At 63.8% G+C, this 11,832-nt stretch carries 11 protein-coding genes; 6 read left to right on the top strand and 5 right to left on the bottom strand.

What is annotated here, in order from left to right; genetic code table 11:
* The first annotated feature begins 111 nt into the window (after positions 1 to 111).
* Positions 112 to 1,290, top strand: a complete 1,179-nt coding sequence (locus G5C50_RS06070) for a serine/threonine-protein kinase (RefSeq protein ID WP_165066473.1) — start codon at positions 112 to 114, stop codon at positions 1,288 to 1,290.
* A gap of 140 nt (positions 1,291 to 1,430) precedes the next feature.
* Here the strand turns inward: G5C50_RS06070 and G5C50_RS06075 are convergent, their stop codons facing one another.
* Together G5C50_RS06075 and G5C50_RS06080 are read right to left on the bottom strand one after the other, a co-directional pair.
* Positions 1,431 to 2,735, bottom strand: a complete 1,305-nt coding sequence (locus G5C50_RS06075; RefSeq protein WP_165066474.1) for a right-handed parallel beta-helix repeat-containing protein — start codon at positions 2,733 to 2,735, stop codon at positions 1,431 to 1,433.
* Positions 2,736 to 2,957: 222 nt separating this feature from the next.
* On the bottom strand, positions 2,958 to 3,518 hold the full coding sequence (locus G5C50_RS06080) for a zinc ribbon domain-containing protein (protein WP_165066475.1): 561 nt from the start codon (positions 3,516 to 3,518) through the stop codon (positions 2,958 to 2,960).
* A gap of 452 nt (positions 3,519 to 3,970) precedes the next feature.
* On the opposite strand from G5C50_RS06080, the gene yghX reads away from it, so the two are divergent.
* The 4 genes from yghX (at position 3,971) to G5C50_RS06100 (ending at position 7,976) form a co-directional block, all read left to right on the top strand.
* Positions 3,971 to 4,861, top strand: a complete 891-nt coding sequence (gene yghX, locus G5C50_RS06085) for a YghX family hydrolase (RefSeq protein WP_165066476.1) — start codon at positions 3,971 to 3,973, stop codon at positions 4,859 to 4,861.
* A complete protein-coding gene (locus G5C50_RS06090) occupies positions 4,861 to 6,288 on the top strand; it encodes a purple acid phosphatase family protein (RefSeq protein ID WP_240906983.1) in 1,428 nt (475 codons plus the stop codon). Before yghX ends, G5C50_RS06090 begins: the two co-directional genes overlap by 1 nt.
* A 368-nt stretch (positions 6,289 to 6,656) precedes the next feature.
* Positions 6,657 to 7,724: a DUF1559 family PulG-like putative transporter gene (locus tag G5C50_RS06095; RefSeq protein ID WP_165066477.1), complete on the top strand. Its 1,068-nt coding sequence runs from the start codon at positions 6,657 to 6,659 to the stop codon at positions 7,722 to 7,724.
* A gap of 42 nt (positions 7,725 to 7,766) precedes the next feature.
* Positions 7,767 to 7,976, top strand: coding sequence for a hypothetical protein (locus G5C50_RS06100; protein WP_165066478.1), 210 nt, complete (start codon positions 7,767 to 7,769; stop codon positions 7,974 to 7,976).
* 151 nt (positions 7,977 to 8,127) lie between these two features.
* Here the strand turns inward: G5C50_RS06100 and pnuC are convergent, their stop codons facing one another.
* Both pnuC and G5C50_RS06110 read right to left on the bottom strand, forming a co-directional pair.
* A complete protein-coding gene (gene pnuC / locus G5C50_RS06105; RefSeq protein ID WP_165066479.1) occupies positions 8,128 to 8,832 on the bottom strand; it encodes a nicotinamide riboside transporter PnuC in 705 nt (234 codons plus the stop codon).
* Between the two features lie 19 nt (positions 8,833 to 8,851).
* Positions 8,852 to 9,157, bottom strand: coding sequence for an ArsR/SmtB family transcription factor (locus G5C50_RS06110; protein WP_165066480.1), 306 nt, complete (start codon positions 9,155 to 9,157; stop codon positions 8,852 to 8,854).
* Between the two features lie 134 nt (positions 9,158 to 9,291).
* On the opposite strand from G5C50_RS06110, the gene G5C50_RS06115 reads away from it, so the two are divergent.
* Complete coding sequence (locus G5C50_RS06115) at positions 9,292 to 10,365, top strand: alkene reductase (RefSeq protein ID WP_165066482.1); 1,074 nt, start codon at positions 9,292 to 9,294, stop codon at positions 10,363 to 10,365.
* 777 nt (positions 10,366 to 11,142) lie between these two features.
* On the opposite strand, the gene G5C50_RS06120 is transcribed toward G5C50_RS06115, so the two are convergent.
* A complete protein-coding gene (locus tag G5C50_RS06120) occupies positions 11,143 to 11,484 on the bottom strand; it encodes a hypothetical protein (RefSeq protein WP_165066484.1) in 342 nt (113 codons plus the stop codon).
* Positions 11,485 to 11,832 lie beyond the last annotated feature (348 nt).

Below are 11,832 nucleotides of genomic sequence, written 5' to 3' on the forward strand. Positions count from 1 at the left end.
GTGAAGGCACGCCGCTTCAGAACCTTGACAGGGTTGCAAAACGCGCCTCGACGGCTGCTCGTTGATGATAGACTGAGGTAGTCGGCTTGCAGGGAAACGGGGGAGCCCAACATGCCGGGGGTCAGACAGGTCGGAGACTGGATCGCCAACCGATTCGAGATCTTCGAAGTCCACCAGGGGGGGATGGGGGTCGTCTACGCGGTCAAGGACCGCCTGGGGACCGACGAACGACCCGTCATCGCCCTGAAGACGCTCCACGAAGAACTGTTCCTCGATGGCGAACGTGGGGCGAGGTTCTCCTCTGAATGTCATCTCTGGGTCCACCTTGGGAACCACGCCAACGTCGTGCAAGCGTATGCGGTGGAGGAGATCGAGGGACGCCCGCACATCCTGCTGGAGCTCATCACGGGCGGCGACCTGAGACGGCAGATCGGGACGCCGGAGCTTGACCTGCCCCTCGCCCTTCGTCATGGGTTCGAATTCTGCCTCGGGATGGAGCACGCAATCCGGCAGGGACTCCGCTGCCACCGCGACATCAAGCCGGCCAACCTCCTCCTCACGCCGGCGGGTGCCCTCAAGATCGCCGACTTCGGCCTCGCGGCCATCCGAGACGAGATCATCGGCGTCGGGCCCGACCGGGCCGACGAGCCGATCCCGCTGGTCGAATCGTTCGAAGAGCAACCGATCATCTGGGACGACCCCCGAGATCAGGACGGCCAAAGCCATCCCCGCGCTCTTCCCCGGCGATCAGCCTTGCCCGAATGGACCGAGTCCACCGACCCAATCCGTGAACTCAGCGACGCTTCGACCCTGACTCCGCCCTCAATCCCGGTTCTCGCCGCGGCAGACCTGGAGTCGACGATCGACCATGTCCCGCTCAGTCGAATGGGCGTCCAGGACACGGCCATCTCCCGCCTGACGCGAACCGGCGTCATGGTCGGGACGCTCCCCTACATGGCGCCCGAACAGTTCCACGACGCCAAATCCGCCGACGTGCGCGCGGACGTCTATTCCTTCGGCATCGTGCTCTTCCAGATGCTGACGGGGAGACTCCCGTTCCGTGGCGACACCCTCGCGAAGCTGGAACGCCAGCACTGCCGGGCCGACCCACCCTCGGTCGTCCCCGCGATCCCGCGCAGGTTCGCACGCGAGGCCGTTCGGGTCGATGAAATCGTCCACCGCTGCCTGGCGAAAGACCCAGCCGACCGCTACGCGACGATCCCCGACCTCCGCCGCGCCTTGACCGAATCCCTCCGCCGGGTCGATCGCCGATTCGATCCCCGACGCTGAGAGGAATCGCCTCAGGGTACGCGCGAGTTCTTCGACCGACCACTCCCCGATCCTGGCGAAAAGCAGGCGTGACTGGCGTTCACCCAGATGCCCGAGACCCAATCGAAATGCGCGCCCTCGGCGACTCCGGGCGCTGGGGGTCACGACGCGGGCGTGCCAGGGGCCACGACGCGGTCTCGCTCCGCGGCGTCGAGCGCCTCAAGAGTTCGTTCTCGCCCGTTGCGTTGGAGGAGGATTCGACCGGTGACGTCTCGGGTCACTTCCGCGGGGCGACTCCCCTTGGGCCCTCGGATGAAGAAGGGCGGACGATCGACCTCGTCCTTCACAGTCACCCGATCGAAGTGGAGGTTCCCGGCTGGCCGGCCGACCAGGTCAGTGCCCTGCAAGTAGAGTGGCGCGAAGAACGAATCGGCCTTGGCGCAATCGCGAAAGGTCACGTCCTCCAGGTCGATCCGGATCGCATCGTACGGGTTGAATTGCACTGCCAGCCCGGACATCGCGTCGTCCTCCGCGAGAAAGCGGGCGATCTGAAGTCGACCCGGCGGCGGGTCTTTCGGCGCGCTGACGAGGTGAACGGCGTGCTGGGCGTTGCCGCGCGAGACACAGTCTTCGATCACGATTGAGACGGGCTTGGAGCGGCCGGCGAGCGACTGCGAGCAGATCTGGTAGCCGGTGCCGGAGTTGCCGCTGGCGACGCAGTGCCTCACCACGCAGTTGACGAGCACGTCGGCCGGATCGTTGGGCTCGAAATCAACGCCCGCCTGCGGAGCCGTCCCCTTCGTGTTGCGCAACAGGCAACGCTCGACCAGCAGGTTCTCGGCACTGATGACGCTGATCCCCTGGCGATGGTTGGCGTTGAAGTCGACGCCGCGGATCACGACGTCGCGGTTGGGGATCTTGTCCGGCCCGGTTCCGAGGTAGACGCCGTCGCCGCCGGTCCTTTCAATGCGAAGGTCCTCGACCCGCACTTCGCGACACCCGAGAAACACCAAACCATGCCGCCATTCTGATTTCTCGTAAGCGGCGGACTGGTAGTCTTCCTTCTCCATGCGGATGACCGGCAGCTCGCCTGCGTCCCCTTTCTCGCCGCGAACCGTCACGCGCTCGCACTGATTGAACGTGAGCAGGCAGTCGCTTTTCGCCTGGTACGAGCCTTTCAGCGCGACGAGTTCCACGCCGCTTTCAAAGACGATTTCCTGCCCGCTGACGCCGGTCAACGGCCGCGTCACCCAGGGCGACGGCTGGCGGTCGATGATCAACCGCTTGACCTTGGAGTTGATCGCTTTCTGAAGAAACGCCGTGGAATCGTGTGCGTCGAACCCCCACCACGAGGCGCGGGCTTCATGCCGGCGACCTTCCAGCACCTCGGCCACCCACTGGGGGCGTTCCGGGACCTCGCCCGCCAGCACGTTGTACGCCGGCAAAACGGCAGCCCATAATCCCACCCAGCCCATCGCGATCGATCGAAAAGGAGTGCGCATGGGCGGCAGAATAACGCGCGTCACGACGCCGATCCACTGGTCCCTACAGCCGCCCAGAACACGCACCGAAGACTCGTCAGGGACTTCGGCGCCACACCCCTGCGCTGGGTCGATCGCTGTTTCGGTCCCTAGCGCAGAGAGACTCCACGCCTTGGCGCGGAACCAACATCTGGTCGGGTCGATCAACTACCGGGGCGACCCAGCCAACAAGTAGAGCACTGAAGCGAGCGTCCGAAAGGGTAAGGCCGAAAAGAAACTGCCGATCGCCCCAACGAACAGGCCGCCCGCGACAGACACTCCCTGGACAGTGTCTCCTCGACTGATCGCGATCAGCAGGATGGCTACCCCGCCGAGGACGAAAAGCATCGAGAAGAACAAGCCGACGATTGCGACGAGGTCCCAGGCCCTTGCCGCGAAAACCAAACGACGGTGCAACCAAGGGGCCGGCCAAACGTCGCTTCCCCCAGGCGAACCGAGCGAAGCGGGCCGCTCGGGATTGATATCGATCGCTGAGAAGGGGTCTCTCACAGGATCCTTAACGGGCGGGAAGGCGACAGGCGTCGCGGTATCGATCTGCAGCTCAGGGACCCAGGCTTCCTTCTTGTCCAATTCGGTCGGCGTCGAGGCCTCTACAGAGATGGACTCCGGAACCTCGATCGATTGCTTGCACTTTGGACACCGGACGCGCTTAGCGGTTGTACCATCGGGCAGAACGAGTTTCGCACCACAGAAACAGGCGACTTTCACCACACGACTCCATGACTGAAGGCAGACCAACAAGATCGGGGACATACTAGCATTCCACGAGGCCGACGAGAGCGCCGATCGCCCGGCGAAGTATCCACAGGCCAGCCCAGGGTCCAGGGCGGACGCAACGATGAAGTCGAGTCCAGAGGGGCCCGAACCGGACGGTTCATCTAGGTCCAGGTGAGTGGACGCCACACCCTTCGTCTCTGGTCTTGTGGCCGGTCAAGTTCGAGGCGTTCTCCTTCGGGGAGCGTCGCTAGCATGAACCATTCGCGCGTCTTCACGCTCTCGATGATGGGCCGTGAGCATCCGGCCGACATCCCGCCGTTTCATCAGCCGAACCGTCTCGTTTCGGCTCCTTGCGACCCTCGCCCCCATCGGCGACAATCCCTGGCCTACCGGTTGAGTCGCAGCCCGCCCCTGGAGCAATCCGTTCCGAAGGAGCATCCGCAATGGAACGAGAACGAGCGCAGGACTTCGACCAGGAGTTGTTGGACCTCTACGACGACTACGCGCACGGCCGGATGGAGCGTCGGGAGTTCATCCGCCGGGTGGGAGCCTTCGCCGTGGCCGGAGTCACGGCCGAGGCGCTGATCGAACGGCTCAGCCCCAACTACGCGCTCGCACAACAGGTCGCGCCTGGCGACGCGCGGCTCCACACCGAATACGTCACGTACGACTCGCCGAAAGGCGGCGGCAAAATCAAGGGACTCCTCGCCCGCCCGAAGAACGGCGACGCAAAGTACCCGGCGGTCCTCGTCATCCACGAGAATCGCGGCCTGAACCCCTACATCGAGGACGTCGCCCGGCGGCTGGCGGTCGCGGGTTTCTTGGCGCTCGCGCCGGACGCCCTCACCCCGCTCGGCGGCTATCCAGGGAACGACGACCAGGGCCGGGCGATGCAGGCCAAGCGCAGCGCCGAGGAGATGACGGAAGACTTCATCGCCGGCGCCGAGTTCCTCAAGGCCCACCCGAACTCGACCGGGAAGGTCGGCGCGGTCGGCTTCTGCTTCGGCGGAGGCATGGTCAATGCGCTCGCCGTGCGAATTCCCAAGACGATCGCCGCGGGCGTCCCCTTCTACGGCCGCCAGCCCCAGGCTGCGGATGTGCCCAAGATCGAAGCCCCCCTCTTGATCCATTACGCGGGCCTGGACACGCGGGTCAACGAGGGTTGGCCCGCCTTCGAACAGGCGCTGAAGGCCTCGGCCAAGCCGTACGAGGCGTTCACGTACCCGAACGTGAACCACGGGTTCCACAACGACACGACCCCACGCTATGACAAGGCGGCGGCCGAGTTGGCGTGGGAGAGGACCATCGCCTTCTTCAAGAAGCATCTGGGCTGATGGCCCATCGCCAGGTGAAGGTCCCAACCGCTCCAACCCGTTCAAACTCCGAGGCCCTGATTCTGATGCTCTTCCTCCCTCGCGCCTTCGCCCTGGCTGCGCTGTTCGGTGTCATGCCGGTCGCCGCCGCTCACGACGAGCACGAGCCGAAGGCCGTGCCCGACGCCGAGGCCCACCGCCCGTCGGCCCTGCCGGACCGCATCATCCTGACGTTCCCCGGCGACCCGTCGCGGAGCCTCGCCGTGACGTGGCGGACCGACGACGCGGTCTCCAAGGGCCTGGCCCAGATCGCTCCGTCCGACGCCGGCCCCCGGTTCGCCGAGCGGGCGGCCACCCTGACGGCCAAGACCTTCGACCTGGACACCGACCTGGGCCATTCCCATCGCCACTCGGTCGTCTTCGGCGACCTCGCTCCGTCGACTCAATACGCCTATCGCGTCGGCGACGGCGTGAACTGGAGCGAGTGGTTCCACGTTCAAACGGCCTCGGACAAGCCCGAGCCGTTCGCGTTCATCTACTTCGGCGACGCTCAGAACGACATCAAGTCACTTTGGTCGCGGGTGATCCGCGGGGCCTACTCCGACGCGCCAAAGGCTCGTTTCATCGTCCATGCCGGCGACCTGGTCAACCGCGCCAACCGCGACGCCGCCTGGGGCGAATGGTTCGCCGCCGGCGGCTGGGTCAACGGCATGGTCCCCAGCGTGCCGGCACCGGGCAACCACGAATACGAACGACCGGCGGGCGCGGCGGCGGACTCGCCGCCGCTCCTTTCGAACCACTGGCGGCCCCAGTTCACCCTGCCGACGAACGGCCCCGCGGGGCTCGAGGAGTCGGCCTACTACTTCGACTACCAGGGCGCCCGCATCGTCGTCCTGAACTCCAACGAGAAGCAAGAGGATCAGGTCGCCTGGCTGGAGCGGATCCTGGCCGACAACCCAAACAAGTGGACGATCGCCACGTTCCACCATCCGATCTATTCGTCCGCCAAGAAGCGTGACAACCCAAAGCTCCGGGCGCTCTGGCAGCCGGTGTTCGACAAACACCGGGTTGACCTCGTCCTTCAGGGGCACGACCACACCTACGCTCGCAGCGGACTCCGCGCCTACGAGAACGTGCCCGAAGGCGTCGGCAGCCGCGAGGACGGCGGGACCGTCTACGTCGTCTCGGTGAGCGGCCCGAAGATGTACGAACTCCAGCGCGACGACTGGATGAAGCGGGCCGCCGAGGACACCCAGCTCTATCAGATCATCAGCGTCAACGGCGACCGCCTCCGCTACGAAGCCCTCACCGCCGTGGGCGATCTCTACGACGCCTTCGACCTCCGCAAGCGCCCGAGCCAGCCCAACGAGTTGATCGACCGCACCCCCAAGGACCTCCCCGAACGCCTCCGCCCCCGCCCTGCCGAGAAGGTCGGCGCCGGCGACTGAAGCCCCCGCGCCTGGCCACGCACCCACGAAGGGTTCACGTCGAACCGCTGGCCGATCGCTACGACCTCCACAAGCACAAGCCAAACCAGCATTTGCCTATACCACCTGGCTTGCCCGACTAAGGCTTCTGGCCAGACGCCGGGCCTGGACATGAGCTCGACGACCCGCCGGTCGGCCAGCGTAACCACGCCGGTGAGCTTGTGGGGGCTTGTTATTTCGAATGCGATCGATTAGAAGTCGTAGGTAATGAAGATGTAGGCGATGATGGCCTCCATTCTTCACAAACATGTCCTTGCATGCTCTGTATCGCGACATTTCTTACGACTTCGCTCGTTCACATCTCGGCGCAACTCCCAAGGAGTCCCCCCATGCGCTGCCGCACGCGCGGTTTCACTCTGATTGAATTGCTGGTGGTGATCGCGATCATCGCCGTGCTGATCGCCCTGCTGCTGCCGGCCGTCCAGGCCGCGCGCGAGGCCGCTCGCCGCAGCCAGTGCGTCAACAACCTGAAGCAGATCGGCCTGGCGCTGCACAACTACCACAGCGCCAACAACAACTTCCCGCAGGGGGCTTCAAAGAACCCCAAGAACTCGCCCGGGGACAGCGACTTGATCTGGTCGTCGTGGGGCGCCAACGCCCTCCTCCTCCCGTACCTGGAACAGCAGGCCCTGTACGCCTCGACGAACTTCTCCTGGGGCGTCAACCCTTACGGCGACCCTTGCTACTACATCAACAGCACGACGGCCAACACGAAGCTGAACGCCTTCATCTGCCCGTCGGACTCGAACGTCGGCAAGCCGAACATCAACAACTACTACGCTTCCGTCGGCACGACGACCGACTTCATGACCGTCAACTGCTGGGGCGGCATCAATCCAGCGTGCAAGGCGACCGGCTCCACGGGGCTGTTCACCTACTTCCTGACCTACGGGATGGCCGACGTCACCGACGGCACATCGAACACCGTCGCCTACTCGGAATCGCTGACGGGCAAGCCGAACGTGGGCAACGGCTATCGCGGCAACAGCACCCGCGGCGTGGCCGATCCGGGCATCGTCATGTACAACGCGGCCAGCCGCCCCGACTTGATCCTCAAGGGCCTTCAGGCCTGCGCCACGGGATTCAAGAGCAGCCTGAACATCTCCAGCGACAAGGGCCAGCTTTGGGGGTTTGGGGCGCGGGCGTACTCGCTTTTCCACACGATTCAGACGCCCAACGACAGCCAGTATTCGTTCGGCTCGTGCGAGTTCGGCTGCGACACCTGCGGTCTCGATCAGTCGTGGACTGTGGGGGCCCAGAGCAACCACTCTGGGGGAGTCAACGTCCTCTTCGCGGACGGCTCGGTCCGGTTCGTCAAGGATTCGGTCTCTCGACCCACCTGGTACGCGCTGGGGAGCCGCGACGGCGGTGAGACCGTCTCCAGCGACGCGTACTGACCCTCTCCGGAACTCACGAACCCGATTCGAGGAACCAACGCCATGCGACCAGGTCGCTCCCTCTCGCGCCGCAGTCTCCTGTTGACCGCGGCGTCTCTGGCCCTCGCCCCGCTCGCGGGCTGCGACGGAGGCTCCGTCGGCGACGGTGAGCAGGCCTCGCCGGTCGACCCTCAACAGGCCGCCATCCAGCAGAAGGCTTACGCGGACTTCGCCAAGACCAAACAAGGGGGGAAAGCCGCCCGCAAGCCCTGACCCTGCAAACCATTCGATCGCGTTTCTCACTCAGCGCGCCTCAAAGTCTGTCCCGCATCGCCCTGCCGGCCACGACGGGGGGCGACCATGCCGTCGGCCCGCAGGCCGGCGACGAACGAATCCGTCTTCCAGGGGCCGTGCGGCAAGGCCATCACCGGCCGCACGCCGCTGGGGGCCTGGCCACCGCTTCGGGCGTCCGTCCCGCGTCTTCTCGACTCATCCAGGACGACCGCCACTGGTGCAGCCCGATGATCGCGAGTCCCAGGAAAACGGTGTAGAGGATCGCCGTGAGATAGAGGGATTTGGAGATGTAGAGCGGTACGTAGATGGCGTCGACCAGGATCCAGCCCGCCCAGCTCTCCAGCCGTTTCCGGTTCAGGAGCCATTGCGCCCCCAGACTCAGCGAGGTCGTCAACGCGTCCCAGAATGACGCCGAGCCCCCAACCTGCCGGAGCACCAGCCAGAGCAGCAGGGTGAGCATCACGACGCCGACCAGCAGCGCGTTCAGCTCTCCGGCGCCAGCCCGCGTGATGCGGAGCGAACGGCCGTCATTGCCGCCGTGAAGCCAAAGATACCAGCCTCGGGCGCAGAGGATCAGATAAACGCCCTGCAGACCCGCGTCGGCGAACAGCCCGGCGCGCAGGAAGACGACGCCGAAGGCGGCCACGTTCACCAGGCCGATCGGGAAGTTCCAGACGTTCTCCTTCACCGTCAGCCAGACGCAGGCCGCTCCGGTGACGAACGAGGCGCACTCCAGCCAGGTCGCCGCGCCCCTCAGCCCCATCACAAGCGCCAGCAGGACGGCCGCACCGATAAGGATCGCCGCCGCCCGTCTTTCTCCCCTTCCCATCGGCATCCACGACGCTCCGCCAGGCTCATCCCAGGTCGGCGTATTTCAGAATGCACGCCAGCATACCCGGGAATCGACGTTCGAGGTCGGGGCGGAGCGAGACGAAGCAGCGCGTGCCGTCCTTGCGATGATCGATGACCCCGGCAAGCCGCAGAGTCTTCATGTGGTGGCTCAACGTCGAGGCGCAAACGTCGACGTCGAAGTCACCCCAGGCGTGCTCGACTCCGTCCGAGAGCCGGCCGACGATCGCCAGCCGCACCGGGTCGCTGAGCGCGGCGAGGACGCTGCAAAGCGTCGTCTCCTCGATTTTCGGATGCGACAGTTGCCTCACCGGGACGCCTCCCTAGAATGTTCGACGTTCGACGAACATCGAACGAAGCCCGCGGAGGGCAGACTTCTGAATCTTAGCATCCCACCCGGCGAAGACCATCGCGGCCGGGGAATCGCCCCTGGAGAATCGACGACATGCCCGGACTGTTCGACCCGATCCGCGCCGGCGAGTTCGACCTGCCCAACCGCATCGTCATGGCGCCGCTCACGCGATGCCGGGCCGTCGGCGGGAGCCGCGTGCCGAACGCGCTCATGGCCGAGTACTACCGACAGCGGTCGGCCGCCGGGATGATCATCACGGAGGCGACGTCCGTCGACCCGATGGGCGTGGGCTACCCGGACACGCCGGGCATCTGGTCCAAAGAGCAAGTCGAAGGCTGGAAGGGCATAACGACGGCGGTCCACGAGGCCGGCGGGCGTATTCTCCTCCAACTCTGGCACGTCGGGCGGATCTCGCACTCGGTCTATCTCGACGGCAAGCCCCCGGTCGCGCCCAGCGCGGTCCAGCCGGCGGGGCACGTGAGCCTGATCCGGCCCATCACCCCCTACCCAACGCCCAGGGCCCTGGGACGCGAGGAGATCCCCGGGATCATCGAGGCCTATCGCCGGGGGGCCGAGAACGCCCAGAAGGCCGGGTTCGACGGGGTCGAGATCCACGGGGCCAACGGCTACCTGCTCGACCAGTTCCTCCAGGACGGCTCGAACCACCGCGAGGACGAGTACGGCGGCCCGATCGAGAACCGCGCCCGGTTGATGCTGGAGGTGACCGACGCCGTGGTCTCGGTCTGGGGCCGAGGCCGCGTGGGCATGCACCTGGCCCCCCGTGCCGACGCCCACGGCATGGGCGATTCCGACCTCGTCGCCACATTTGAATACGCCGCTCAGGAGCTGGGCAAGCGAGGCCTCGCCTTCCTCTGCACCCGGGCCAGGCAGCTCCAGGACGGCCTGGGAGCGCGACTCAAGACCGCGTTCGGCGGGGTCTACATCGCCAACGAGAAGCTGACCAGGGACGCAGCGGAAAAGCTGATCGAGACGGGGGAGGCCGACGCCGCCGCGTTCGGCATCCCGTTCATCGCCAACCCCGACCTGGTCCACCGATTCGCGCTGAACGCCCCCCTGAACGAGGCCGACCCCAGCACGTTCTACGCCTCCGGCCCCGCCGGCTACACCGACTACCCCGCACTGGAAGGCCTCGCCGAGGCCGTCTGACGAGCAAACTCAGCGTCAAAGCCCGGCCAGGAGTCCGCTCCTGGCCGGCCTCAGTCTTGGCCTCGCATGCCACAATGCGACGATTCTCGGACACCTCCGATTTTCCGCTCAAGGAAATAGAACTGACACCGATTTTCCAATGCGACGATTCTCGGACACCTCCGATTTTCCGCTCAAGGAAATAGAACTGACACCGATTTTCCCGCAAGGAAATAGAACTGACACCGATTTTCCCGACACCCGCAAGGAAATAGAACTGACACCGATTTTCCCGCACAAGGAAATAGAACTGACACCGATTTTCCCGCGCACAAGGAAATAGAACTGACACCGATTTTCCCGACACCGATTTTCCCGCTCAAGGAAATAGAACTGACACCGATTTTCCGTTCCGCAGGCCACAATGCGACGACTCTCGGACACCTCCGATTTCCCCCCCCTTCAAGGAAATAGAACTGACACCGATTATTGCTCCAAGGAAATAGAACTGACACCGATTATTGCTCCTCGATTTCCCCCCCTTCAAGGAAATAGAACTGACACCGATTATTGCTCCATTCAAGGAAATAGAACTGACACCGATTATTGCTCCTCCTAGGAAATAGAACTGACACCGATTATTCGGCTCTAGGAAATAGGACTGACACCGATTATTCGGCTTAACTTCGTGGCATTCAAGGATGTCCCCGTCGTCCCTCCCCCCAAGATGATGGTTGAGCGCCCGTCGACTCGGTCGCGAGGCCAAATCAATCGAAAGGCCAGAAAAGACGAGAGATCCTACTCAAGCTCCGCGATCCGCTCGGCCAACTTACACCGAAATCGCTCGACATCGGCATAGAACATGGGTCTTCGCTCTTCGACCCATCCGGCCTTTTCAGCGACAGCGGGAAGGTCTAGAGCCATCTCATCCATCAGTTTGCTCAGAAGTCGAAGCGTATCTAAAGACAAGGGGTAGAAAAACCATGCACCAATACGGTCAAAAAACTCTTCCTGAGCTATCAACGCCTCCATTTCAGCGTTGCCAGGCAATCGGTCGCTCACGTACTTAAATATGATCGAGATAGTTGCGGCGCGAGCAGGAAATGGATTGCCATCGGAAAACGACACAGAATCACTCATAATCACCCCCTGGTTCTTGCATTTATTCCACCTTCTCCGGAAACTTCGACAGCGGCACTGCAACCTGGCAAGGTAGGTAAAAGGGTAGGTAAAAGGGGACATTGCTAAAAAAGGGTAGGTAAAAGGGGACATTGCTAATATTCATGGTAAAGGTAGGTAAAAGGGGTAGGTAAAAGGGGACATTGCTAAGGGTAGGTAAAAGGGGACATTGCTAATATTCATGGTAAGCCGTGGAACATAGGACAACGTACGATCAAAAGAAAGGAGCTAGGGAATGCCGCGGGTCGAGCCTCACTCGGCGGCTACTGTTACCATGTGATCAACCGTGGGAACGCGCGGGCTGAGGTT

Origin of the sequence: Paludisphaera rhizosphaerae (genome assembly GCF_011065895.1) — a bacterium.
Taxonomy (GTDB): Bacteria; Planctomycetota; Planctomycetia; order Isosphaerales; family Isosphaeraceae; genus Paludisphaera; species Paludisphaera rhizosphaerae.

Bases quoted from the DNA above. Each gene is read 5' to 3' on its own strand.
- pnuC (WP_165066479.1), bottom strand. From the start codon at position 8,832: ATGCCGATGGGAAGGGGAGAAAGACGGGCGGCGGCGATCCTTATCGGT.
- G5C50_RS06095 (WP_165066477.1), top strand. From the start codon at position 6,657: ATGCGCTGCCGCACGCGCGGTTTCACTCTGATTGAATTGCTGGTGGTG.
- G5C50_RS06115 (WP_165066482.1), top strand. From the start codon at position 9,292: ATGCCCGGACTGTTCGACCCGATCCGCGCCGGCGAGTTCGACCTGCCC.
- G5C50_RS06070 (WP_165066473.1), top strand. From the start codon at position 112: ATGCCGGGGGTCAGACAGGTCGGAGACTGGATCGCCAACCGATTCGAG.
- G5C50_RS06090 (WP_240906983.1), top strand. From the start codon at position 4,861: ATGGCCCATCGCCAGGTGAAGGTCCCAACCGCTCCAACCCGTTCAAAC.
- yghX (WP_165066476.1), top strand. From the start codon at position 3,971: ATGGAACGAGAACGAGCGCAGGACTTCGACCAGGAGTTGTTGGACCTC.
- G5C50_RS06100 (WP_165066478.1), top strand. From the start codon at position 7,767: ATGCGACCAGGTCGCTCCCTCTCGCGCCGCAGTCTCCTGTTGACCGCG.
- G5C50_RS06120 (WP_165066484.1), bottom strand. From the start codon at position 11,484: ATGAGTGATTCTGTGTCGTTTTCCGATGGCAATCCATTTCCTGCTCGC.